The sequence below is a fragment of the Mesotoga sp. H07pep.5.4 genome (assembly GCF_003664935.1).
Lineage (GTDB): Bacteria > Thermotogota > Thermotogae > Petrotogales > Kosmotogaceae > Mesotoga > Mesotoga prima.
Genome location: NZ_JFHM01000029.1, coordinates 1 through 22,487, shown reverse-complemented (window position 1 = coordinate 22,487; position 22,487 = coordinate 1). Strand labels below are relative to the sequence as shown.

At 48.5% G+C, this 22,487-nt stretch carries 21 protein-coding genes and 1 pseudogene; 9 read left to right on the top strand and 13 right to left on the bottom strand.

The window, feature by feature from the left end:
- The first annotated feature begins 274 nt into the window (after positions 1-274).
- From Y696_RS14385 to Y696_RS12295, 9 genes are all read left to right on the top strand, one after another.
- Positions 275-397: a hypothetical protein gene (locus Y696_RS14385; protein WP_006485555.1), complete on the top strand. Its 123-nt coding sequence runs from the start codon at positions 275-277 to the stop codon at positions 395-397.
- A 211-nt stretch (positions 398-608) separates the two neighbouring features.
- Positions 609-1,877 (top strand): group II intron reverse transcriptase/maturase, encoded by a 1,269-nt coding sequence (ltrA, locus tag Y696_RS12330; protein ID WP_121510698.1) that lies wholly within the window; start codon positions 609-611, stop codon positions 1,875-1,877.
- 510 nt (positions 1,878-2,387) lie between these two features.
- Positions 2,388-3,407 (top strand): serine hydrolase, encoded by a 1,020-nt coding sequence (locus tag Y696_RS12325; protein ID WP_006489418.1) that lies wholly within the window; start codon positions 2,388-2,390, stop codon positions 3,405-3,407.
- Complete coding sequence (locus Y696_RS12320) at positions 3,404-4,519, top strand: anhydro-N-acetylmuramic acid kinase (RefSeq protein WP_006489419.1); 1,116 nt, start codon at positions 3,404-3,406, stop codon at positions 4,517-4,519. The genes Y696_RS12325 and Y696_RS12320 overlap by 4 nt, the downstream gene beginning before the upstream one ends.
- 40 nt (positions 4,520-4,559) lie before the next feature.
- A complete protein-coding gene (locus tag Y696_RS12315) occupies positions 4,560-6,305 on the top strand; it encodes an ABC transporter substrate-binding protein (RefSeq protein WP_006489420.1) in 1,746 nt (581 codons plus the stop codon).
- Positions 6,306-6,361: 56 nt separating this feature from the next.
- Positions 6,362-7,330: an ABC transporter permease gene (locus tag Y696_RS12310; RefSeq protein ID WP_006489421.1), complete on the top strand. Its 969-nt coding sequence runs from the start codon at positions 6,362-6,364 to the stop codon at positions 7,328-7,330.
- A 1-nt stretch (position 7,331) separates the two neighbouring features.
- Positions 7,332-8,423 carry an ABC transporter permease gene (locus Y696_RS12305; protein WP_006489422.1) on the top strand — a complete coding sequence of 364 codons (1,092 nt, stop codon included), beginning with the start codon at positions 7,332-7,334 and terminating at the stop codon, positions 8,421-8,423.
- A complete protein-coding gene (locus Y696_RS12300; RefSeq protein WP_006489423.1) occupies positions 8,420-9,397 on the top strand; it encodes an ABC transporter ATP-binding protein in 978 nt (325 codons plus the stop codon). The genes Y696_RS12305 and Y696_RS12300 overlap by 4 nt, the downstream gene beginning before the upstream one ends.
- Positions 9,394-10,380, top strand: coding sequence for an ABC transporter ATP-binding protein (locus Y696_RS12295; protein ID WP_006489424.1), 987 nt, complete (start codon positions 9,394-9,396; stop codon positions 10,378-10,380). The genes Y696_RS12300 and Y696_RS12295 overlap by 4 nt, the downstream gene beginning before the upstream one ends.
- Positions 10,381-11,560: 1,180 nt before the next feature.
- Here the strand turns inward: Y696_RS12295 and Y696_RS12285 are convergent.
- From Y696_RS12285 to Y696_RS12225, 13 genes and pseudogenes are all read right to left on the bottom strand, one after another.
- A complete protein-coding gene (locus Y696_RS12285) occupies positions 11,561-12,589 on the bottom strand; it encodes a zinc-binding dehydrogenase (RefSeq protein ID WP_006489428.1) in 1,029 nt (342 codons plus the stop codon).
- Positions 12,590-12,600: 11 nt separating this feature from the next.
- A complete protein-coding gene (locus tag Y696_RS12280) occupies positions 12,601-13,587 on the bottom strand; it encodes an aldo/keto reductase (RefSeq protein WP_006489430.1) in 987 nt (328 codons plus the stop codon).
- 14 nt (positions 13,588-13,601) lie between these two features.
- Entirely contained in the window at positions 13,602-14,162 is a 561-nt protein-coding gene (hxlB, locus tag Y696_RS12275) for a 6-phospho-3-hexuloisomerase (RefSeq protein ID WP_006489431.1), read from the bottom strand.
- Positions 14,159-14,812 carry an orotidine 5'-phosphate decarboxylase / HUMPS family protein gene (locus tag Y696_RS12270; protein WP_259459949.1) on the bottom strand — a complete coding sequence of 218 codons (654 nt, stop codon included), beginning with the start codon at positions 14,810-14,812 and terminating at the stop codon, positions 14,159-14,161. Before Y696_RS12270 ends, hxlB begins: the two co-directional genes overlap by 4 nt.
- Positions 14,812-15,213: a D-ribose pyranase gene (gene rbsD, locus Y696_RS12265; RefSeq protein WP_014731906.1), complete on the bottom strand. Its 402-nt coding sequence runs from the start codon at positions 15,211-15,213 to the stop codon at positions 14,812-14,814. Before rbsD ends, Y696_RS12270 begins: the two co-directional genes overlap by 1 nt.
- A 14-nt stretch (positions 15,214-15,227) precedes the next feature.
- Positions 15,228-15,977, bottom strand: a complete 750-nt coding sequence (locus Y696_RS12260; RefSeq protein ID WP_051070372.1) for a GntR family transcriptional regulator — start codon at positions 15,975-15,977, stop codon at positions 15,228-15,230.
- Between the two features lie 44 nt (positions 15,978-16,021).
- Positions 16,022-17,551, bottom strand: coding sequence for a xylulokinase (gene xylB, locus Y696_RS12255; RefSeq protein ID WP_006489435.1), 1,530 nt, complete (start codon positions 17,549-17,551; stop codon positions 16,022-16,024).
- Positions 17,548-18,480, bottom strand: a complete 933-nt coding sequence (locus tag Y696_RS12250; RefSeq protein ID WP_006489436.1) for a ribokinase — start codon at positions 18,478-18,480, stop codon at positions 17,548-17,550. Before Y696_RS12250 ends, xylB begins: the two co-directional genes overlap by 4 nt.
- A gap of 18 nt (positions 18,481-18,498) precedes the next feature.
- Entirely contained in the window at positions 18,499-18,912 is a 414-nt protein-coding gene (locus tag Y696_RS12245; RefSeq protein WP_006489438.1) for a VOC family protein, read from the bottom strand.
- Positions 18,913-18,918: 6 nt separating this feature from the next.
- The gene (locus Y696_RS12240) at positions 18,919-19,911 is read right to left on the bottom strand and encodes an ABC transporter permease (RefSeq protein ID WP_006489440.1); all 993 of its coding nucleotides are present in this window, start codon (positions 19,909-19,911) and stop codon (positions 18,919-18,921) included.
- Between the two features lies 1 nt (position 19,912).
- Positions 19,913-21,436: a sugar ABC transporter ATP-binding protein gene (locus tag Y696_RS12235; RefSeq protein ID WP_121510697.1), complete on the bottom strand. Its 1,524-nt coding sequence runs from the start codon at positions 21,434-21,436 to the stop codon at positions 19,913-19,915.
- Between the two features lie 14 nt (positions 21,437-21,450).
- Positions 21,451-22,146: a deoxyribose-phosphate aldolase gene (deoC, locus tag Y696_RS12230; RefSeq protein ID WP_099772392.1), complete on the bottom strand. Its 696-nt coding sequence runs from the start codon at positions 22,144-22,146 to the stop codon at positions 21,451-21,453.
- A 77-nt stretch (positions 22,147-22,223) separates the two neighbouring features.
- A pseudogene (locus Y696_RS12225) lies at positions 22,224-22,487 on the bottom strand (substrate-binding domain-containing protein); the annotation flags it as partial.

The following is a 22,487-nucleotide window of genomic DNA, read 5'->3' as shown; positions in this document are numbered from 1 at the left end:
CGGGATCTGGTGCGCCCGGCATGATACACAACTATAGGGTGAAAGACCCGAATGCGGGGAGTCAAAGAAGCATTAGCCAGAGGCAAGGGTGTCACTGGTAACGGTGAATCTGAAGGAAGCCCGAGGCAAAGTCCGGAACTGAACGAAAGTGAACCAGGGATGGCCGTTACAGTAGGGTAACCCTGCCAGATAAGGGAAAGCCCTGACTCCAGCTGTAAAGGTTTGGATGGCAGGATTCGGATGAAAGTGGTGTATCTTACCCGGGGAAGTCCTCATGAGTCCGAAAGGGGTAACCGTTAGCAAGGAGGTGATCCAAGTTAACGGAAAGCTCAGGAGGATGGCAGATGAACCCGTAGTAGTGAAGAACCTCTCCGAAAGGGGAAGGGACCTTGGCTAAAAGCCAGGGGGGTGATGGGGAAGTCGAAAGGCTCCATCACTTGCGAAGGGGGGAAGGATCGAAGAAATGTGATCGGAAGACAGAGAAGAGATTCAGCTTAGACAGTTAAAGACAAGGTACACATTCCCGAAAGGGTAGAGAAGCCAGTAATAAACTGTCGAAACAAAATCTGAAACTACAACTGTTGGAAGAGAGCATACAGGAGAAAGAGATGAAGTATTACAGTCTAATCGACAAAGTCTATTCGGAGAAGAACCTTTTAAAAGCCTATGGCAGGGTAGAATCCAACAGAGGAGCCCCTGGTATAGACGGAGTAACCGTAGAGATGTTCGCAGAGAAACTTCCCGAAGAAATCGAGAGACTATCCGGAGAAATCAAGAGAGGCGAATACAAACCCATGTCACTCAGGAGGGTAGAGATCCCGAAAGCCGACGGTAAAACGAGGCAATTGAGAATACCTGCAGTGAGAGACAGGGTTGTACAGCAATCTCTCAAGGAGGTACTCGAACCGATATTCGAGGAAGGATTCCATCCCTCCAGTTACGGTTACAGAAAGGGAAGAAATGCCTGGCAGGCAGTGGAGAAGGCGAAAGCCTTTGCATCCAAATACGGACTGTGTAATGTAGTGGAACTTGACCTCAGTGAATGTTTCGACACTCTGGATCATGAGAAGATAATAGACTCCGTAGCCGAGAGAGTGAGTGATGGAAAGATACTCAAACTCATACGGACAATACTGAAGAGCGGAGTAATGGAAGATGGAGTCTGGAAGGCAACAGAGACTGGCAGTCCACAGGGAGGAGTAATAAGCCCACTGCTGGCTAACATCTATCTGAACGAATTCGATCAGAAGATGAAAGCCAGAGGAATAAGGATAGTCAGATACGCAGACGACATACTGATCTTCTCGAAAACCCAGGAAGAAGCCCGAGAGTTTCTGGCAATCGCAATAAACATACTGGAGATTGACATGAAGCTCAAGGTCAACAGAAACAAGACGAGAATCACAACACTTGAAGATGGATTTCACTTTCTTGGCTTCGAAATAAAAGGCGAGAGAGTGGGGATAGAGAAATCCAGATTGAAGAGATTCAAGGAAAAGGTCAGGGGACTTACAAGAAGGAATCAGAGCAGACCGGTAAAGGAGATAGTGAAGCAGCTCAATCCACTGTTGAGGGGATTTGCCAGCTATTTCAGGATAGTGGATTTCCAATCCATCTTGAGGGGACTTCTGAGCTGGATAAGGAGAAGGCTAAGAGCCATCATACTACACCAGTGGAAGACAACTAAGAAACTGAACAGAGTTCTCAGAAGGACCGGATGGAAAGAGAAAGTCAATATGAGAATGAACAAATGGCGATCTTCTCACTCAAAAGCAGCCAATTACGCCATCCCCAACAGGTTCTTTGAAGAGATGAACCTAGTCGATATGACAAAATACCATCATCCCCTGTCGAAATTTCCGATACTTGATCCATGAGCCGTGTACGCGACCCGTACGCACGGTTCTGTGAGAGGACGAGGGGCTCCGCCCCTCTCCTACTCGATTTCCAAGAACGAACAACCTGGACCCGTAGCGTCGGAACGAAGAACCAGTCTTCCCGAAGGACGGGTTCATGGTTTGGGACGAAGGACCAAGGACGGCTCTTTGCAGCGTTCAGCGGTTTTTTTCTCTTAAGCGCACAGCGAATCTTTGGATCGAGATGCTGAAACAAGTTCAGATACTCTAAGTTGTCAAGTATAGAATTAGGAAAATTATGAGAGTGAAAGGTCAAATGGAACGTTATTTTTCAAAAGTTGGTAGACCATTTCAGCTGCATGACGGAATCTCATACGAAGAACGAACAACCTGGACGCGCAGCGTCGGAACGAAGAGCCAGTCTTCCCGAAGGACGGGTTCATGGTTTGGGACGAAGGACCAAGGACGACTTGGTCTTCTCGGAGGACGGTAGACCGTTTACGGACTAAGTAATACATAAGGAGGCTCGCTTTGATCTGGAATAGGGTTGATGAAATAGTCTCGTGTGGTATTGAAAAAGCAGTGTACCCGGGAGCCGTAGTTTTGGTGGGAAAGGGTACCGAAGTCCTTTACAAGAATACCTATGGCTTCATTGCGGTAGACGACAATACCCCCACGACTTTTGAAACTGTTTACGACATCGCAAGCATGAGCAAGGTGGTTGCAACCACAAGCGCGATAATGATTCTCGTTTCGCGCGGGGAGCTTTCTCTTTGGGATACGCTCGGAGATTTCTTCGATGTTCCGGAGTCGAAGAAGGCGATATCGATCTTCCATCTGCTCACGCACACTTCAGGTATGCAGCCATATTCCGAGGCATGGCGAGAGTTTAAGGGACGTGAATTGCTGAAATCAATCATAGATCTCGAACCTGAAACCTCGCCGATGGAACAGATAAACTATTCATGCCTGAACTTCATAACTCTCATGGCCATTGTAGAGAAAGTCACTTCTGTGAAATTCGACGAGTTCTGTTCACAACAGATTTTCGAACCGCTCGGGATGAATTCGACCACATATCTGCCGAAGAGCTTAGATCACGTGGCGCCGACAAGCGAACGGGAAGGAAAGGTTCTAAGAGGGTTGCCGGATGACGAACTTGCGTATTATCTCGGTGGAGTGAGCGGAAATGCCGGCGTTTTTTCATCGGTTGAAGATCTTTTCAAGTTCGTCTCCAGTCTTATGTATGCTAGACTGGTACCTTCCAGGGTCTTTGAAACGTTCATATCTGAAACAGTATCGATAGGTGAAAGCAAACGGCATCTAGGCTGGATGGCACCTGCAAGAGGTTCCAGTGCAGGTGACATGCTTGGAGAAGAGGCTTTTGGACACACCGGCTTTACCGGAACGTCGATCTGGGTCGATCCACTTACGGGACTATTCGTTATTATGCTGTCCAACCGAACCAATATCAGCAGGCGGGATACGATACCGCAGATTCAGCAGATCAGAAGACGCCTGCACAACCTTGTCTTCGGGAGCCTCGGATGATCTGGAATGAGATAAGAGATCTTCTCTCCAGCGGAACAAGAAGCATTCTCGGAGTCATGTCGGGAACGTCGGCCGACGGTTTGGAGCTTGCAATTGTTAATTGTTCCGGGAGCGGAAAGTCCATGAAGGTGAAGCTTCTCGAGCACTCTTCCGTTCAGTTCGAGTCGAGTTTCCACGATGAAATAGTGAAAACTTTCGACCCTTCGCTTTCTGGTGTGGACAGAGTCAATTCGATGAACTTCCTCATCGGGAAAAGACATGCGGATGCAATCAAGTCTTTTCTAAATGGAACGGAAGTCAAGGTTGACGCAATCGCTTACCACGGACAAACCGTTTACCACGATCCCGCAGTGCATGCCACTCTTCAGATTGGTGAAGCGGACATCGTGTCGTCCGAGACTGGCCTTCCGGTGGTCTTTGATTTCAGGAAGAAGGACATGGTCTTCGGGGGTGAGGGAGCGCCTATCATTCCTTATTTCGACTGGATCTATTTTGAAAGCGGCATCTACGCAGTAAATTTAGGTGGTATAGCGAACGTTAGCTATGTGGCCGAGAAGCTTGAAGACATGAAAGCCTTCGACACAGGTCCCGCCAACTGCCTGATAGATTTAGTAGCAAAAAGGTATTTCAACATGGAGTTTGACGAAGGGGGCAAGATCGCCGCCCGGGGCTCAGTCGACAGCGCGATACTCGACGTTCTCATAGAGAGAGACCGAAGATATTTTGAGAGGCAGCCCCCAAAATCGACGGGAAGAGAGATCTACAACGAAACCTTCCTGGAGGGGATCTCCTTCTCCTCTCCGGAAAACCTTGTTAGAACACTCGTTAGGTTCAGCGTATTCCAGTTGGTTCAAAGCATCAATTCATATTTACCTTTGGGGAAAAGAATAGTAGTTACGGGAGGAGGGGCCCTTAACCCCGTTATGATCGAGGATCTTAAACAGCTTAGCGGCCTTGATGTAGAAGTGCCTGACAAAACCTTCTTGCAGGCAAAGGAAGCGATTGGCATGGCAGTTCTAGCCCAGGAGTTCTTTAACGGGGTAGAGGCAAACGTTCCGTCTGTAACAGGAGCGAGAAAGAGAGTTGTCCTAGGAAAACTGGCTTTACCTTGATCTCCCCGACGGGAGAGAAAACATAAAGGAGGTTTTTACCGTGAGGCGAATCTTTCTGTTAGTTCTCGCAGTTCTTTTCACCGCCATGTTAATGGCAGCTCCATTCGTGGAAGACAGCATGCTGACACCTGATCCAAACCCCAGAATGGGAGGGACGCTGTACTTGGCACTTACCGGTTCCCCCCAGTCATTCAATTTCTACGGCACTCTCGATAGCAACGCTTACTCCGTTGCAGGACAGATGCTCACAGGACTCGTCGAGGCTCATCCGGTTACGTCGGCAATCAGGCCCGCCCTTGCAGAGTCGTGGGAAGTCTCGGAAGACAACAAGGAGGTCACCTTCCACCTGAGAGATGTGAAGTGGTCTGATGGCGTCCCTCTGACCGCCGATGACGTAATCTTCACATTTGAGCACTTCGTTATGAATCCCGTAGCCAGAGGAAACTCCGTAGCCAGATTCACAATCGAAGCAAAACCAATTGAGTGGGTAAAGGTCGACGACAGCACTGTCAAGGCTATTCTGCCCGCGCCGTACGCTGCCTTCTTCACAGTTCTATCGCACGCCTATATCTACCCGTCCCATGCGCTTGAAAGCAAGATCGACAAGAACAGACCCGACTCGGTCAACGATGTATGGCTAACAAACACTCCTCTGAACGAGATTCCAGCAAATGGACCCTTCATGCTCTCGGAATACATAATAGACCAGAAGGTCGTCATGACGAAAAATCCAAACTACTGGAAGGTCGATGAATATGGCAACAAGCTTCCTTACGTGGACAAGATCGAGTACCTCGTTGTAAGCGATGCACAGGTGAGGCTTGCCAAGTTCATGGCAGGAGAGCTCGACTACATGGCCGTGAGTGGAAACGACTTCCCGATCCTCAAGGAGAGGGAACTTGCCGGCGGTCCATTTAGAGTCTTCCTTGCCGAGCCTACTCAGCCTACTCCAAGCCCGATTCACATCGCATTCAATTTCGATGTTGAGAACCCGAAACTCAGAGAGGTTTTCAGAACTACCGAGTTCCGCCAGGCAATGGAATATGCCCTTGACAGAGAGAGGATCATCGATGAGGTCTACAATGGACTGGCCGTTCTTGGAGGAGTGCCTGTACTTCCCTCTAACAAGGCCTTCTACAATCCAAAAATCGAAGAGATTCGCAGACCCTTCAACCTGGCAGAGGCCGCGAGAATTCTAGACGAGCTTGGACTCAAAGACAATGACGGAGACGGCTTCAGAGAGTATCCCGACGGGACGAAGTTCGAGTTCGTGCTTACCCTGCAGAGCTCTCCGCAGGAGTACCAGGACATCGCATACATTTACTCTCAGGACTTGCAGAGTATCGGAGTAAAGGTCAACCTCCAGATACTCGATAGCTCGCTAACTGGACAGATGTTTGGCGCCGGCAGTTTCGAAGCTGGAATCAGGGCCTTTGGGAACCAGCCCGATCCCCAGTTGAGAAAGGCGATCTGGCAGCCGGGAACTCAGCTCTACTACTGGCACAGAACAACGAGAGACCCCGACACCAATCTTCCTATCATGGAAAACATGCTTGATTGGGAAAAGAGAGTGTACGAACTCTTTGAAAAGGGCCAGGTCGCAATGGACCCGGTCGAAAGAAAATCCTATTACGACGAATGGCAGGAGATCTACGCGGAGTATCTTCCCGTGATTTTCGTGTGCAAAGGAATGAATCTTTACGCCGCGAACAAGTCGCTAGGAAACGTCGAACAGAACGAAGAGGGGCTTCTCTCTTACTCTTCCTGGACCGTATTTAAGAAATAAGTGCTTCATCTGCGGGAGGAGATTCTCCTCCCGCTTTACTTCTCCGGAGGAAGATTATGTGGTCTTTTATCGCTAGAAGATTGCTTATAATGATTCCAATGATGTTCTTCATATCCGTGATCTGCTTCGTGATCACCGAGCTACAACCCGGTGATTTCATAAGCCAGTATCTGGACAACCCGAGAATTTCACCGGCGCAGATCGAGCTACTCAGAAAGAATCTCGGGCTCGATGAACCGGCCCACATAAGATACTGGAACTGGATCAAGGGGATAGTCACCAGAGGGGACTTCGGCTACTCCTTTGCCTTTCAAAGACCTGTTGGAGAGCTTATATGGGAACGAATGGGCTGGACGGTCTTCGTTGCACTAGGAGCCATCGTTTTTCAATGGATCCTTGCCGTTCCGATGGGAATCTACTCTGCGCTGCATCCATATTCATTTGGTGACTATTCGCTAACAGTTATTGGCTTCATAGGTCTTTCTGTACCGGACTTCTTCCTGGCACTGATCCTTATGTACCTCATGCTGCAGATGGGGGCGACCTCGGTCGGTGGCCTCTTTTCGCCACAGTTCGTTGGGGCGCCTTTCAGCCTGGAAAAGTTTGTGGATCTACTTAAACACCTGTGGATTCCTCTCGTTGTAGTAGGCATGAGCGGTCTTGCTGGACTCATGCGTGTCATGCGCGGGAACATGTTAGATGTCATTTCTTCTCCCTTTGTCACCTCGCTCAGGGCTCACGGGCTCGATGAAAAGACCGTAAAAAGGCACGCGATAAAAAACGCACTCAATCCGATGGTCAGCATAGCCGGAACGGAGCTTCCTAACGTATTCAGCGGCACCATAATAGCCGCTATCGTCCTGAATCTGCCGACGATGGGACCGTTCTTCTATAACGCGCTTCTCAACCACGACCAGTATCTAGTAATGACGTTCCTTATGTTCATCGCCATCATAACCCAGATCGGGAATCTATTTGCCGACATAGCGCTTGCCGTTCTCGACCCACGGATAAGGATGAGCTGATATGCAGAGCACGAAAAGCCGGATTGCAAAGAATTTCTTCAAACATAAACTTGGTGTTGTTGGCTTAATAGCCCTTTCTATCATGTATCTGCTCGTCATATTTTCCGACTTCATAGCGCCATACAACTATGTGACTTCCCACAGGAATTTCGTCTATGCGCCCCCCTCGAAGATCCGATTCTTCGATGAAGAAGGTAAATGGATCGGCCCCTTCGTGTACGGGATGAAGAAGGTCAGAAACCCCGTGACTTACAGGCTGGAATTCTCCGAAGACACCAGCCGGCCAGTTCCTGTGAAGTTCTTCGTCAGAGGGGAGGAATACAGATTCTGGGGGATTTTCAAGACTGATCTCCATCTCTTCGGTGTTGAAGAATCTTCCGATATAGCGATGGTTCTTCTTTTTGGCGGCGACAGATTTGGCAGGGATCTATTCTCCAGGGTCCTGATCGGGGGGAAGGTCTCAATGACAGTCGGCCTCGTCGGCACTCTGATAAGCGTATTCATAGGAGCGATAGTTGGAGCGCTTTCGGGATTCTACGGCGGGACTATAGACGTAGTCATACAGCGTTTCATTGAGCTTCTGAGATCCTTTCCGAGGATTCCCCTCTGGCTCGCGCTTGCCACGATTCTACCTCCTCAATGGCCAAGTACATGGGTCTATTTCGGAATCGTAATCGTTCTTTCACTAATCGGCTGGATGGGTGTTGCGCGTGTTGTCAGAGGAATGGTCCTGAGCCTGAGAGAGAAGGAGTTCATTCTGGCCGCCAGAGTATCCGGTGTATCTAACATGAAAATAATAACGCGTCACTTGATTCCTAACACGATAAGCTACCTCATAGTCGTCTCTACTCTTTCAATACCGGGAATGATTCTGGGAGAGAGCGCGATTAGCTTCCTGGGGCTCGGTATAAAGGAACCTATGACAAGCTGGGGCCTGCTGTTGAAACAGGCCCAGTCTATATCTGAACTTGAGGCCCATCCCTGGCTAATGGTTCCGGGAATCTTCATAATCGTTGCGGTTCTCTCCTTCAACTTCGTGGGAGACGCCTTGAGAGACGCCGTCGATCCTTACAGGGCGGTGGAGAAGGTATGAGCGCGATACTCGAGGTGAAGAATCTCAAAACTTATTTCAGGACCCCGGACGGTCTGGTCAAAGCTGTGGACGACATAAGCTTCTATCTCGAGAAGGGAGAGATCCTCGCACTTGTCGGAGAATCCGGCTGTGGTAAAAGCGTTACCGTCCAGACGATTCTCGGTCTGATAAAAGTGCCGCCGGCCAAGGTTGAGGGAGAGATCTTGTACAAGGGAAAGAACCTCGTGGGACTTTCTAACAAGGCGTACAGGGACATAAGGGGCAAGGAAATCAGTATGATCTTTCAGGAACCTATGTCGGCATTCGATCCCCTGTACACGATAGGGTTCCAGCTAACGGAAGTTGCCAGAGCACACATGAACTGGGACCAGACCAGAACCTACGATGAGATCATTTCAATTCTCAGGAGGGTAAATATCCCAGAACCGGAGAAGAGGTACAGAGAGTATCCCCACGAAATGAGCGGCGGAATGCTTCAAAGAATTATGATTGCGATGGCCTTAATAACAAATCCGGAGATAATAATAGCGGACGAACCAACCACCGCACTGGATGTCACAATTCAGGCTCAGGTCCTGAACATTATGAGAGAGCTCCAGGGTGAATTCGGCAGTTCAATAATCTTCATCACCCATGATCTCGGGGTAGTTGCCGAACTGGCCGACAGAGTACACGTAATGTACGCCGGAAAGATTGTCGAGAAGGCCGGGGTGAAGGAACTATATTCCTCGCCCTCGCATCCGTACACCAAGGGTCTTCTCAGCTCTAGAGTGACAAGATCCTTCAAGGGGAAGAAACTGCCTTACATTGAAGGATACGTTCCCAGGGCATATGAATTCCCAGAAGGCTGTCGATTCAACCCTAGATGCCCTCACGCGATGGAGATTTGCCGACAAAAAGACCCGCCCGAATTCTATGTTGGTGACGGCCACACCGCTGCCTGCTGGCTTTTCGAGGGGGGATCCGAAAAATGAAGATACTTTCTACAGAAGGACTTAAGAAGTTCTTTCCGATAAAGGCCGGTGTCTTCTTCCAGGTAGTCGGTCATGTAAGGGCAATGCAGTCTGTTACCCTTGAGATAAGCAGGGGAGAGACAATCGGAGTCGTCGGGGAGTCGGGCTGCGGCAAGAGTACTCTGGGCAGGACCATAGTAAAGATCTACGAGCCGACCGGTGGGAAGATACTCTACCATGACGAAAATGGAGAGGAACACGACATAACCAAAGGGCTTGGAAAGAACGTGCGCTCGAAATTCCGGCGAGATGTTCAGATGATCTTTCAGAATCCCTTCGATTCACTTGACCCCAGAATGACGGTAAGGGATATTATACGGGAACCGATCGAGGCACACAATCTCTTATCCAAAAAAGAAGCAGAAGATTACGTTGGAGAGCTTCTGATGAAAGTCGGTCTCTATCCCGAATACGCTCAGCGTTACCCTCACGAGTTCTCCGGGGGACAGAGGCAAAGGATCGCGATAGCCCGTTCGATCTCGGTTAGACCGAGACTGATTATATGTGATGAACCTACATCTGCCCTCGACGTTTCCGTTCAAAGCCAGATCATAAACCTGTTGCAGGAGCTGAGGGAAGAAAGCGAGATGTCCTATATCTTCATCTCGCACAACTTAGACGTCGTACACCACATGAGCGACAGAATAATGGTAATGTATCTCGGAAACGTCGTAGAGACTGCCGAAGCGAGGGAACTCTTCAACAACCCCGCTCACCCTTACACAAAGGCGCTTATGGCTTCGATTCCAAACTGGGATCCCGAGGACCGGAAGCTTCAGAATATCAAACTGGAAGGGGAGCCCCCTAGCCCGATAAATCCACCTTCTGGCTGCCCGTTTCACCCTAGATGCCCCTACAAAATGGACATCTGCAGCGAAGAAATGCCCGGAAACTTTGAGGTGGCCGAGGGACATAAAGTCGCCTGCTGGCTGCATAAAACCTGAGGTTAGAGGTCAGTAGTCAGAGGTTGGAAGAGCAAAGGATCAGTTGCAAGTTCAAAGTTGTGAGTTGTAAGACCGGCGTTGGAGGCCGGAGGTTGGTAGTAGGAAGAGCAAAGGGACTGGCTGGCTGTTGAATGGTTCTCCGTTCGCCGGGAGAGCCGTGAAGTAATAGTATCGAGATTCCGACCAGGAGCTTTGTCGGAATGACGGAATTGGGCGTTTTTGGAATAACCGTTCTTAGTCAAACCATTATTTAGAGAGTAGAGAGAAGGGAAAAGCGAAGAGGGCAAGTAAGGTTCTGGGATCTTGAAAAGCCTTGAGGAGCTCTTCAATTTCCCTCAAGAGCTCATCATTACACATGAGTCAGGGAGTTAAATTCCATTAATATGTTGGTTCTCGTGCGAATGCTGTGTTTGGCTTTTAATGATCCTGATCTTAAGTCCTCCCTTGAGGGAGGAGGGCCACGTAGTGGCGGAGGGTGTTGGTCTTTGTATGCGAAAAAACCGATGCTCTGAAATAGTCCGATGTGAGTGGTTGCTCGATGTTAGTTCTTGGTCTCTGGTAGGAGCATACATATGGATCACAGACCAAATAACGTTAAGAGCGAATTTGTCGTTCAGTTGCGAACAGGCCAATCTATTCTAAACGTTATTCAAAGAGCACACACCCCACCGCAAGCGGTCCCCCCCGCTCAAGCGGGGATTTAAGATCAAGAACATAGAGATCCATGAAACCGTCATTATTTACTACTAATGCTAACTGATTCTGGAACTGAGGAGCAAAATGATTGAGCTCCGAAGAAGACGATGTGGGTAGTGATGAGCTCTCGAGAGGGGTGTCGACGGCTCCATCGTCGACGGGGTGTGTGCACATCAAGAACGGAACTCATTTTCAGTCATGACGGAATTCTTTACCAAGAACGAACAACCGGTCTTCTTGGCGGAGGACCGTTGACGGACAACGTGGTTTTCATCAGTGTGCAGCGATTCTTAGGATCATCGAGATTCTGAAACAAGTTCAGAATGACGGAATCTCAGACAAGAACCTGGACGCGCGGCGTCGGAACGAAGAACCGGTTCTTCTCGGAGGATGGCGGACTGTTGACCGATGACGATCATCCTTTCACGTTAGGTTGATCTCAAAGAAAAAGGTCCGCCATTGAGGCGGGCCCCTGTATTCATTTTCAATCTAGCATTACCGCTTTGATTACTTTGTCTTTCTCGTTCTCCGCCCTGACCATCATCTCACCGATATCTTCCAGTTTGAAGGTATCGGTAATCAGCGGTTTCACATTTACTGCTCCGCTCTTTATCATATCTATGCATCTTGGAAAGTAGAGAGCCGGAACTGCATGTGAGGCTCTAAGTTGAAGCTTGTTGAAGTGGAACTTGTTTGCATCGAACTTTATGAAGCGTCCCTCCCCGTAATCTATTCCGATGAAGCCGACGACTCCTCCAAAATTCATGACGTTAAGAACTTCGGGGATCACGTAAGGCGGTGCGGTTACGAGAGCTCTATCCACTCCGCCCTTGGGGAATTTATAGGAGCTGATCGGCGTCTTGTCAACGAGTATAACATCCTCCACTCCAAAGCTCTTTGCAACATCTATCCTTATCTTAGATCTTGAATGGTTGGCAACAAAGATTCTTCTCGCTCCCATGGCCTTGACTATCTGAACGGCCATGAGACCAATCGGACCCAGACCAACTACCAGCACGTCGTCGTTCAGCCTAGGATCAACCGTGTATGTGAGATCCAGCGCAACTCCCATTGGCTCGACGAGAGAGGCCTCCTCAAAAGGAACTCCCTCGAAGGGAACTGCATTTTGTTTGTCTATTATTACCTTCTCGGCAAAGCCCATCGTGAGATTCTCTTTCTCGGCCCTTATGAAGACGTTGGGCGCTCTGTCATGGCAGAGATCTACTCTCCCGTTTCTGCAGTTCTCGCATGTCCCGCAGAAAGAACCGCTTTCTACCAGCACACTCTGTCCGACCTTGACATTTTCGACACATGAACCGATCTCTTCCACAATGCCGACTATCTCGTGGCCGAAGGTCTGCCAATCTTTGGCTTCAGTTCTTGCTGTGTGGAGATCTGTTCCACAGATTCCCGAGGCCTTTATCTTCAGCAGTACGTCATTTGGTTTCAAAGGGGGAAGATCTACCTCCCGGATCTCGAATTTGAACGGCGATTTTACAAACGCGGCTTTCAAATAGACACCCCCTACAGCTCCAGATTGGAACTGGAGACTATCTCTTCTATTCTTTCATATAGTCCGTCATCCATATCCCATTCGACGGCGCCGAGATTCTGTTCTATCTGTTCGACCTTCTGAGCGCCTGCAATTACCGAAGTTACTGCTTCATTTCTGATAAGCCAGTTGATGGCTATGTGACTCAGAGGCTTCCCTATCTCATGCGCCAGTCTGTTCAGTTTTACGACGACCTCGTAGTATTTCTTGAACTCAGGTGAATTTAGCTTCGGATTAGCGGCCCGTACGTCATGTTCGCTGAACTTTTTCTTGTCGCTTATCGCTCCAGCCAGGAGGCCCTGGAAGAGCGGGCTATATGGCAAAAAGGCCATTCCATTCTCCAAAACGAAGGGAAGGACTTCATCTTCGACTCTGTAATCGAGCGGAATATTATGGTAGCTCTTTGGATTCCTTTCGAGCATATTGTAGAGGCCCTGCATACTGCATACCTCTCCAACCTTCATCGCTCTTTTCGCCTCGGGAATGGAAAAATTTGACAGCCCTATGTATCTGATCTTTCCCTCTTTCTTCAGCTCGACCATAGTCTCCATTGTCTCTTCGATTTCGACCTCTGGATCGGGCCAGTGAAGCTGATAGAGATCCACATGATCCGTCCCGAGCCTTCTGAGACTATCTTCGATCTCTTTTCTTATGCTCTCAGGTTTGAGACAGTTTCTCGTCCTTCCCTGATCGTCCCAGAGAAGACCACACTTGGTTGCAATGAAGATCTTATCCCTCAAACCTTTTACTGCCTTCCCGAGTACCTCCTCGGCGTGTCCCAGACCATACACCGGCGCAACATCGAAGAAGTTTATTCCTCCGGCTATTGCCCTCTGGATCGTCTTGATCGAGTCTTCATCTGTCGTCCCATCCCAGAAAGACGGGCCTGAGATTCCCCAGCAGCCGTAACCGAGCGCCGACAGCTTCTCATCTATCTTTTCCACTTTTTTGTACTTCAATTCCTTCGCCTCCCTTATTCGAGATTTGCGTGGTTCTTGAACATCGTTTCCGAATCTATGCTCAACCTCTCCATTAAATTCATTACAATGATATCCGTTAGGATCAATAGTGATTGCTCGAACAGATTTCCCATCGGTTGAACCGAAGAGACGCCAGCCCTGTCGGGCACTTTGGGAGTCTTTGTGGGAATCGTAATGACTATATCGCTTATTCCCGCCACAGTAGATTCTTTGCTGGCAGTTATGGAAGCTATTCCGGCTCCAAATTTTCGGGCCTTTTTGCAGTTAAGAACCACTGAAGGAGTCTCCCCCGATGCAGATCCGATGATTAAAAGGTCTCCCTCTCCCAAAGAGGGGCTGGTTACTTCTCCCACAACATGGACCTTCAAACCCAGATGCATAAGCCTCATCGCGAAGGCCTTGATCGCCAGGCCAGACCTGCCCATCGCAAAGAGAAAGACTCTTCTTGCATTTAGAATACTTCCGGAAAGCTCTTCGATCGATTCATCTGTAACTCCCGAAAGGACGGATCTTATCTCGTCAATAACAAGATCAAGCGTGCCTTCGAATTTCATGAACCTTTCTCCAGTCTCGTCTTTATCTGGAACGCCACTCTTGCAGGGTCCTCAGCCTCCCAGATCGATCGTCCCGCGATCACCACATCGGGCTTCAACGGGAAGACATGGGAGAGATTGTCGGGAGATATTCCGCCAGCAACGGCGATCTTTGCCTCTGGAAGAACTCTCCGTATAATTTCTATCTTTTTCGCGTACTCAAGAAGGTGCATGCTCTCACCCACACCGCTCAGATCGGCCGAAGTGTGGATGCATATGTAATCCGGTGATAGCGGAGAGACCTTTTCGGCAAAGGATTGGAGATCCGAAATCTCTATTGTATCCAACATAAGTTCTCCGCCAAACTGGTCGGCAGCCTTTCTGACTTCCGAAATCGTCTTGAAGGAAGCGAACCCAAGAACCGTCACGATATCTGCCCCGCTTTCAAAGGCCATCGCCGCTTCGAGATAACCCCCATCTACAATCTTCATATCTGCAAGAATCTCATGATCGGGCAGGATCTCGCTTATCTCTCTCACCAGAGTCATACCGTGCGCAAGAACGGCAGGCGTACCGACTTCGAGAATGTCTATGTAATCGGCGACTTCTTTGGCAGTCTTTAGAAAGCTGTCCTTTATGTGAGTGTCGTTTGCGAGTTGTAAACGGGTCATCAATAGGTTACCCCGCCAACGAGAATGATACTTGAGTATGGTATCTGCTCGCCGGTTCTGATTACTCCCTTAGACTGCGTGTTGGTGAGTTCCTTGAATTTGACATGGGGAACGAACTCCACTTCTATGCCTTCAGGAAGATGCTTCAACGTCTCCTCGAGGCATTTCGGACTAACGGTCTTCATCTCTTCGGAGAAGATAACCTTCTCGACTTCAAGCTCTTCCAGCACGGGATCTAGAACATCGAAGACCCCTGGCTTTCCGCCTACAATACTTACGTCAATCCTGTATCTGTCAGAAGCAATAGGCAGCCCTGAGTCAGATATTACCAGTAAGTCTGTGTGGCCCATCGAACCTATTAGATTGCATATCTCCTTGTTCAGAATTCCGCTTTTCTTCATAATTATCTCTCCCTTCAAATCTTTGTAGTCAAATGTATTCGGAATTTGTAGTGGGTCGCTTCGTACCAGCACTGCACGAATTCAACATACTCACCGATAGCAGTACAGCCTACTCTTTCGTAATATAGGATCGGCGCCCCCTCTTCTACCTTCAGAAGCTTCGCTATTCTCCCTTCTGCGAGCCGTCCCTCTATGATCGCGTCTCCTTCGACTACGGCCGTTCCCCTATTTCTCATCAGTTCATAAAGAGAACCCTCAAAGTTCTCTTCTCCGGTAAGGTTTGAGCTAGATGTAAGAAAGGATATGAAGAGCGCAAGAGGAAAGTAGGATTCATTTCCCCTCAGTCTGGTAACCTGAAGCAACTCTTCCTCTTCCGATACCTGGAGAATTCTCGCCATCTCAGGACCGGCCTTGACTTTCTTCACCTCAACAACCTTTGTAATCGGCACATGGTTCTCAAGTCTCATCTGTTCGGTAAAGCTTCGAATAGTTGTAAGCTGCTCCTGAGAAGCGTTGTTCGTTATGATAGTCCCCCTTCCACGAGACCTGGAGATCTGTCCGCTGCTTTCCAGGGCCTGCAAAGCTCTTCTTACGGTTGCCCTGCTAACGTCAAACACTCTCATCATTGCTTCCTCCGTTGGAAGTTTTCTACCAACGGCATCAGGTTCCTTCATGTAATCCGAGATTATTCTGTATATCTGGTAGTAGAGTGGAACCGCACTTGCTCTATCAAGGGCTATTCTTCTGTCTGCATTAAAAAGCATGATGAAATCACATCCTTCTTTACGGTACTCGAGAGACAAACAGGCTAATCCGAATACGTTCTCAGACTTGCAAGGCCTTCATAGGTCTCTATGAGCGAATTGTAGGCCTTATCGAAAACTTCGAAAAGTCTTTCGTAGTACCTGTGATTCTCAGGGTTGTACTCGATAAACTGAACATCCTTAACAAAAGTAGACGCTTCCTTGAACGTCATCTCTCCGGCTCCAACAGCACCAATAATGGCCGCTCCCATTGACGTTGCCTCTTCGAGATACTCGGGTATCGTAACCGTCTTCCCAAATATATCTGCCACAATCTGTTTCCAGTTTCTTCCCTTTGCTCCTCCGCCTATAAGGCGAATCTTGTCGAATTTTTCCTTAGTCTCGAGAATATCCAGGACTATTTTCAGGTTGAAGACCACACCTTCGAGCACCGCCCTCAGCATATCGGCCTTTCTATGTGTAGATGAAAGTCCTATGAAGGCCCCTCTAGCATTAATGTTCCACCTCGGGCTTCTCTCCCCGAGCAAATAAGGCAGAAAGATGAGGTTCCCGGCTCCGGGTCTTGTCTGGTCAACCAGATCGTCCATAATCGTGAAGGCGCTCAGCCCCAGTGCCTTTGCCTTCTCTTCTTCATGCTGGCAGAGAGCGTCCTTAGCCCATTGATACGAAGCTCCCCCGGCCTGCATTGTTCCAGTCGGGCAATAGAAACCCTCAATGGGATATGCGAAGTTAAATGTCCTAGATTTCTCGTCGAAAATAGGTTCCGTGGAACATGTGCTCACCCAGCTAGATGAACCGAGATAGAGATATGCCTCGTCTGGACTGACAACCCCTGCTCCCAGGCAGGCGCAGGCGCCGTCCCCGCCGCCGCGGACTATTAGAGTCTTCTTCGACAGTCCCAGTTCCTCCGCCACCTTTGGCAGTATCTCCGAGACGACATTCGTAGAGGAGGTCACATCGGGAAGTTTTTCCATATCCAGCCCGAGCACTTCAACGAGTTTCTCCGACCATTTCAGCTTTTCGATATCGAAGAGAAGCGTCATCGACGCATCTGAGTGGTCAGTCCCGAACTCTCCGGTAAATCTTGAGACGATGTAATCCTTCGCATTCAGGAATTTATGTGCTTTATTGTATATTTCGGGTTCGTTATCTTTTATCCAGGCAATCTTCGGACCGGAGTAGGTCGGCGTTATCCTAGATCCAGTGAGCCTGTATACGAAATCATTGCCCACTTCTTCGAGCCTTGCCGACTGTTCGACGCTTCTCTGATCGGCCCATATTATGGCCCTTCTAAGAAGCTTTCCATCCCTGTCAACGGGGATTGCCCCCATCATCTGACCGCTGAAGCTTATAGCGACTATCTCTTCGGGATTGACACCGGCCCTGGCGATGAGATCCGGGGTCGTATTCTTGACGGACTCCCACCACTCCAGAGGATCCTGCTCTACCTGATTCGGACCGGGATGATAGGTCTTGTAACCTGAGAAGGAACTCGCCAGGAGCTTCCCGTCTATTCCATATAGTGTCGCCTTGTTCCCTGTAGTTCCCAGATCGTATGCGATGACGTATTTCATTTCTCATCGCCTCCAGTTATCTCATTAACGAGAGCTTCTATTTCTTCCCTTTCCGGCATTGAAGGCGAAGTGCCAAATCTAGTCGTAGAAATGGCCGCTCCGGCACGGGCGTAGTCGATGGCTCTTTCCAAGCTCTCTCCCCTCGAGAGATATGCAGCAAAAACTCCGGCAAATGCGTCTCCAGCTCCGGTTGTATCAATAGTCTTTACCTTGCAGGCGGGAACGAGCCCTCCATTGACCGATGGACAGTAAACCCCCTTGCCTCCGAGAGTTATCAGCACTGTGTCCACCGACTTCTTCAATTCAGAAGCTATGGCCTCTATCGACTCCATTCCGTCCAGCGGAATTCCCGTCATTAGGCTGGCCTCTATCTCGTTCGGCATAATAATGTCGACATATTTTAGGATCGAATGATCAAATTCCTTCACGGGCGCGGGGTTTAGCAGAACTCTCGCTCCGGAGTCTCTGGCGAGTTTTATCGCCTCGTAAGTTGCGTCGAGATTCGCTTCAAACTGAGTAAGAAAGACATCGGAAGAGGTGAAGATATCTCTGTGTCTTATAACATCTTCGACAGTCAACTCGTTGCAGGCCTCTGGCGCAACTGCAATGGCGTTGTTTCCGTTGTTCTCATCTACTATTATCAGAGCGACTCCTGTTCCGGCAGTATCCGACTCAAGGAGATACTCCTTTGTAATTCCAAATCTATCGAATGCATCCTTCACGAATGGAGCAAACAAGTCCTTGCCGATCTTCGTCATGAACTTGACGTCTGATCCGGCCTTTCTGGCAGCCACAGCCTGATTGAATCCCTTGCCTCCGGGGCCCATCTTGAAGGGACCGGAAAAGACCGTCTCTCCTACAACGGGTATATGGGGAGAAAGGGTAGTGAGATCCATTACATAGCTACCAAATACTGTCACTTTGTTCATCTGATACCTCCAAAAAGTTTAATGATTCGATCTGGGTCTCTTCTCTTCCGCGATCTCCAGCAATTCACCGCCCGGACCCTTGAACGTGTTGTAGAAAACCTTTCCGTCAAAAACCGGAATAGGATCGGGCGATTCGAGTTCAATGCCGTTGCTCTTCAAATAATCCATTGCTTTTTCAATGTCATCTACAACGAAAGAGAGGTGCTGAAAGTGAGACTGTGACTCGGGAGCAAATTTCCTCTCCTTGCTATCTTCGTAACACATGAGTTCGATTTCACAACCTTCGCCGGCAACGAATGCTACTTCGAGTTTCTTTTCAGGCAGCTTCTCTCTGTTAACCAGTTTCAACCCGAGAAGGCCTATATAGAACTCGAGCGCTTTATCGAGATCGGGAACTTCTACTGCCACATGAAAGAACTTATTTATCTTCATTATCTATCACGCCCTTTTGAAGAGTTTCTTAAGACCTTCGCCCTTCTTCCTGCTCTTTATGAACTGATCGAAGAAGACCGCAAGGATTATTATTGCTCCGATAACGATCTGCATTATAAATGGATCTACACCAAGAAGATTACCGCCATTTCTTATGGTCTGGATTATAAGAGCGCCAAGGGCCGTCCCAAGAACGGTTCCTACCCCTCCGCTCAGACTTGCTCCTCCGATGACAACCGAGGCTATGGCGTCGAGTTCGTAACCGTCTCCCCCTGTCGGGACCCCTGCGGCCATTCTCGTTCCCAGCATCAAACCGGCTATAGCACTGAACAATGCGGCCACAATGTAGAAGGAATACATGTTCAGTCGGATATTTATACCTGACAGCCTTGCAGCTTCCTCATTGCTTCCTATGGCGTATAGATTCCTTCCGAATTTTGTGTATTTGAGCACGAGCATCATGAAGCCGGCGAGAATTATCCACGTCCAAGCGAGCGCCGGTATTCCGAGAAACTCTAAAACTGCGAATCTCCTGTACTCCAGAGGAACGGCAGTTACCATTCTTCCGCTGGATATATACATTACTACACCTCTTACGAGCGTCATCATACCTAGGGTTGCAATGAAGGCCGGTACCTTTCCATCATGTACGGCAACTGCGTTGACCAAACCTATTAGCGCACTGATTCCCAGTGCCAGCAATATACCTACAATTGTGGGAAACTGAAATTCTCCCCTAGTAGAAGTGAATATCGCAAATACCATTCCGCTGAGTCCAACTATAGAACCAACCGAAAGATCTATTCCGCCAGTTATGATTATAAGGGTCATACCGATGGCAACCACACCATTTATGGATGACTGCCTAATGAGATTGGTTATGTTAGCCCATGAGGAAAAGTTGCCTCCTGTTGCGATGGCCAGAAAGACCCACATCACAACCAGAATGATCAAAAGGTTTCTTTCAGTAAATGTCTTCCTTTCTCTCCTTCCAGCCATTTCAGACCGCCTCCTTTACCTTTTCTCTTGAGACAATGTTCTTCATTGCCAGTGTCAGCAAAAACTCCTCGGAAAAATCTTTCTTATGAACCTCGCCAGCCATTCTACCGTTAGAAATAACGTAGATGCGGTCGGACATTCCCATTAGCTCGGGAAGATATGAAGAGATTAAAATTATTCCCTTGTTGCTGGAGAGTATCTCACCGAAGAGTTTGTATATCTCTGATTTCGTCCCAACGTCGATTCCGACGGTCGGTTCATCGAAGATTAGAACATCTGTGTTTTTGCAGAGCCATCTCGCGATGATTACCTTCTGCTGGTTTCCACCACTCAGCTCGGAAACCGGCTGGAAGATGCTGCCAATCTTTATTGAGAGCTTGTCGATATATTCTCTGGCCTGTGAATGAGCCTTCCCATAGTTGATGATAGGACCCGTCATCACCTTGTCAAAGTTAATTATGTTTATATTGAAATCTATATCCTGCTGCAAGAAGATTCCTTGTTTTCTCCTGTCTTCCGGAAGATAACCAATACCCTTCATCAGCGCATCCTTCGGTGTCTTGATCGAAACGTCTTTGCCTTCAACCACTATTTTCCCTTCTTTGAGAAGATCGGCACCGAAAAGCGCCCGTGCAATCTCAGTTCTTCCAGCGCCCACCAGGCCAAAGAATCCCACGACTTCGCCTGCCCTGACATGGAAACTTATATTCTCGAATCTCTCTCCGGAAAGGTTCTCAACCCTTAGGAGTTCTCTGCCGGGTTCTGTATCCTTCTTCGAATACATCTCCTCGATCGATCTTCCAACCATTAGGGGGATCAGCTTCTCAACGTTTTCAAGCTCTTCTGTTGTGTAAGTTCCCACCGTGGCCCCGTCTTTCAAAACGGTAACCGTATCACATATGTCAAAGACCTCCTCAAGGTTATGCGAGATATAGATTACGGCCGTTCCCTGATTTTTGAGCTCATCTATTATCTGAAAGAGGATTTTAGTCTCGTTTCTTGTAAGCACGGCAGTCGGTTCATCAAAAATGACGAGTTTGGGCTTCTGCCAGAGTGCCTTGGATATTGTGATCATTTCACTTTCAGCTATGCTCAACTCTCTTATGCTCTTGCGGACGTTTATGTCCAGACCGATGTTCTCCAGAAACTCCGTTGATTCTTTGTACATCTTCTTCCAGTTTATGAATGGGCCAACCTTAGGTTGCTGCCCCAGAAAGAAGTTTTCTGCCACTGAAAGATCGGGAGTAACCATGACATCCTGATAAACGGCGTAGATTCCCAACCCCTTGGATATCAATGGTGAGTTCCTGGTAATTTCATTTCCCTCAAAGATCATCGTTCCTGAGTCCTTCGTGTAAGCTCCTGTAATTATCTTTATGAGTGTAGATTTCCCAGCTCCGTTCTCTCCCACAAGGCCTCTTACCTCACCGCTCTTGACGGAGAGGGAGACATTGTCAAGAGCTCTAACGGCAGGGAAGGTTTTGTTTATACCTTCTAGCTCAATTACGGTCTTTTCCTCGGGCATGTCATCGCTCTCCTTTAGCCACCGTATTTCTTTTCATACTCTTTGTATATGGAGACGCTGGAACTCGAACCGAAGACTGTGGCTCCCAGTTCCATGAATTTCTCGACCTGTTCGAGAGTCCTGACGCCGCCGGAAACCTTTATCTCTTTCTTCCCGGAAACGACGGAGTTTATTAGTTCAACATCGCGATAAGAGGTTGCTCTGGGACCGAAACCTGTCCCGGTCTTAACGAAGTCGATCGTTGGAACGTCGACTATCAGTTCACATACCTTGACTATTTCCTCTTCAGTCAATCTGCTTGTCTCGATTATGAATTTGCAGACTCTGTTTCCTTTCTTCACTCGCTCGGAAAGAGTTACGAACTCCCGTTCCATCAGGTCCCAGTTTCTCGATTTGACCGCAGATACGTTTATCACAATGTCGAAATCAGTAACCGCCTCTCCAAGAGACATGTAGTATTCTATTTCTCTCATTTTCAACTCTGTGGGAACCATGCCGAGCGGAAAGCCTCCGGGACCTACATTAATTCCAACCTCAGTTCCCTCGACTTTTTCAATAACATAAGTAGGGATCGCATACCACGGAACAACCACATTTCTGAAATTGTACTCGAGTGTTTCGTCAACGAAGCTCTCAATATCCTCCCACTTTGATTCGGGATTCAGCAAAGTATTATCGAAACGTCTGTTAAAAGGAATGTCTCTATTCATAAATACCTCCCGGGATAGGCAAAAATTTCTGAAAAAGGGCAGCTTTCGCTGCCCATAATCGTTAGAAACTTAAAGTATCAGTACTTTTTCCTTGAGAATGGGTCGAGAACCCACATAGAATCATCAAGTATATCCTTTTCGACTACGTAGACTCCAGTATCGAAGTACTCGGGAAGCGGTTCGCCGTTGATTGCCATGAAGGCAAACATGACACCCTTGTAACCCATACCGTGGGGATCCTGAACGATAAGAGCTTTCAAGGAGCCGTTTCTGAGAGCATCAATTTCCTGCGGGTCTGAGTCGTAGGCAACCGAGATGACTTCATCCTCGTGTATTGTCAA

Excerpts from the sequence above, each read along its gene's own strand:
- Y696_RS14385 (WP_006485555.1), top strand. The coding sequence starts at position 275 with ATGAGTCCGAAAGGGGTAACCGTTAGCAAGGAGGTGATCCAAGTTAAC.
- ltrA (WP_121510698.1), top strand. The coding sequence starts at position 609 with ATGAAGTATTACAGTCTAATCGACAAAGTCTATTCGGAGAAGAACCTT.
- Y696_RS12320 (WP_006489419.1), top strand. The coding sequence starts at position 3,404 with ATGATCTGGAATGAGATAAGAGATCTTCTCTCCAGCGGAACAAGAAGC.
- Y696_RS12310 (WP_006489421.1), top strand. The coding sequence starts at position 6,362 with ATGTGGTCTTTTATCGCTAGAAGATTGCTTATAATGATTCCAATGATG.
- Y696_RS12305 (WP_006489422.1), top strand. The coding sequence starts at position 7,332 with ATGCAGAGCACGAAAAGCCGGATTGCAAAGAATTTCTTCAAACATAAA.
- Y696_RS12300 (WP_006489423.1), top strand. The coding sequence starts at position 8,420 with ATGAGCGCGATACTCGAGGTGAAGAATCTCAAAACTTATTTCAGGACC.
- Y696_RS12295 (WP_006489424.1), top strand. The coding sequence starts at position 9,394 with ATGAAGATACTTTCTACAGAAGGACTTAAGAAGTTCTTTCCGATAAAG.
- hxlB (WP_006489431.1), bottom strand. The coding sequence starts at position 14,162 with ATGAAATTCGAAGGCACGCTTGATCTTGTTATTGACGAGATAAGATCC.
- Y696_RS12270 (WP_259459949.1), bottom strand. The coding sequence starts at position 14,812 with ATGACCCGTTTACAACTCGCAAACGACACTCACATAAAGGACAGCTTT.
- rbsD (WP_014731906.1), bottom strand. The coding sequence starts at position 15,213 with ATGAAGAAAAGCGGAATTCTGAACAAGGAGATATGCAATCTAATAGGT.
- Y696_RS12260 (WP_051070372.1), bottom strand. The coding sequence starts at position 15,977 with ATGCTTTTTAATGCAGACAGAAGAATAGCCCTTGATAGAGCAAGTGCG.
- xylB (WP_006489435.1), bottom strand. The coding sequence starts at position 17,551 with ATGAAATACGTCATCGCATACGATCTGGGAACTACAGGGAACAAGGCG.
- Y696_RS12250 (WP_006489436.1), bottom strand. The coding sequence starts at position 18,480 with ATGAACAAAGTGACAGTATTTGGTAGCTATGTAATGGATCTCACTACC.
- Y696_RS12245 (WP_006489438.1), bottom strand. The coding sequence starts at position 18,912 with ATGAAGATAAATAAGTTCTTTCATGTGGCAGTAGAAGTTCCCGATCTC.
- Y696_RS12240 (WP_006489440.1), bottom strand. The coding sequence starts at position 19,911 with ATGGCTGGAAGGAGAGAAAGGAAGACATTTACTGAAAGAAACCTTTTG.
- Y696_RS12235 (WP_121510697.1), bottom strand. The coding sequence starts at position 21,436 with ATGCCCGAGGAAAAGACCGTAATTGAGCTAGAAGGTATAAACAAAACC.
- deoC (WP_099772392.1), bottom strand. The coding sequence starts at position 22,146 with ATGAATAGAGACATTCCTTTTAACAGACGTTTCGATAATACTTTGCTG.